Raw genomic sequence first — 1426 nt, forward strand, 5'->3', positions numbered from 1 at the left:
TGAACTGACCCCCGAAAGTTGGACACAACCTTCGGGGGTTTTGCATGTCCAGACACAGTGCGAGTTTCAAGCGCTCGGTTGTCGATAGCTATTTGTCCGGTGATGAAAGCTACGCGAGTGGGTCGTCTAAGCATGGGATTGACGCTGCGACTGTTCGCAAGTGGGTTGCTTTGTACCAGGCGCATGGCGATGCCGGGCTGGCGAGCAAGTACGATCGCTACGACGCGGCGTTCAAGCTGTCAGTGCTTGAGCGGATGTGGGAGGAGGGTCTGTCGTATCGGCAGACGGCGGCGTTGTTCAATATCCGCAATGCCGGTTGCCTGACGGGCTGGGAGAGGCGCTATCATGCGGGCGGGATAGAGGCGCTCGGCCCGCGCCCCAGAGGACGACCCATGCCAGAGCCGCCGGCCCCCGCAGTGCCTGTTGCAGCCAGTGACGAGGCCAAAAGCCGCGAGGAGTTGCTGGCCGAGCTGAAACAATTGCGGATGGAGAACGCCTACCTAAAAAAACTGGAGGCCTTAACGCAGGGACACGCGCCCAAAAAGCGCAAGCCGTCCAGGCGTTAAGGCCGTTGCATCCGCTTGAGGGGCTGCTCAAGCTGGCGAAGCTGCCGCGCAGCACGTTCTATTACAGGCAAAAGGCGGCCTCGCGCCCGGATCGCCATGCGGCGCTGAAGGAGGCGATCAAGACCATCTTCGATAGCCACAAGGGCCGCTACGGCTATCGCCGGGTGACCGCGCAACTGCGCCAGTTGGATCAACACGTCAACCACAAGACCGTCCAGGGCCTGATGGCCGGGATGGGATTGAAGTCGCTGGTCCGGCCGAAGAAGTATCGTTCCTACAGGGGCGAGGTTGGGCGGACCGCTCCCGATCTCTTGCAACGCAAGTTCAGCGCCGATCGCGCCAACCGCAAATGGGTGACCGACGTGACGGAGTTCAACCTGGCCGGCGACAAGCTCTACCTGTCACCGGTCATGGACCTCTACAATGGCGAGATCGTCGCGTTCGAGACGGCGCGGCGGCCACGCTTCAAACTGGTGGACAATATGCTGACCAAAGCCTTCGCCCGGCTCGATGAAGACGAACGACCGATCCTGCATTCCGATCAGGGATGGCAGTACCAGATGTCGGCATTCCAGCGTAGGCTGAAGGCGAGAGGACTGCCACAGAGCATGTCGCGCAAAGGCAATTGCCTCGACAATGCACCGATGGAGAGCTTCTTCGGCATACTCAAGTCCGAGCTCTTCCATCCGGAACGCTTCGAGACGGTCCAAAGCCTCGATACCGCAATCGAGCACTACATCGACTATTACAACCACCACCGCATCAAACTGAAACTCAAAGGGCTGGCCCCTGTGCAATACAGGAACCAGTCCTTAAATCTACCAGCTCAATGAACCGTCCAACTTTACGGGGTCAGTTCA

Annotated in this window: 1 protein-coding gene; it reads left to right on the forward strand. The window is 59.4% G+C overall.

All coding sequences use genetic code 11. From position 1 onward, the window contains the following. Positions 1-44: 44 nt before the first annotated feature. Positions 45-1399, forward strand: a protein-coding gene (locus ACWGTI_RS32440; RefSeq protein WP_454590653.1) for an IS3 family transposase whose coding sequence is annotated in 2 segments (ribosomal slippage) — positions 45-521 and positions 524-1399 — 1353 coding nt in all. Because the reading frame shifts where the segments join, the coding sequence is not laid out codon by codon here. Positions 1400-1426: the final 27 nt, after the last annotated feature.

It is taken from the genome of Mesorhizobium sp. ArgA1 (assembly GCF_053714375.1).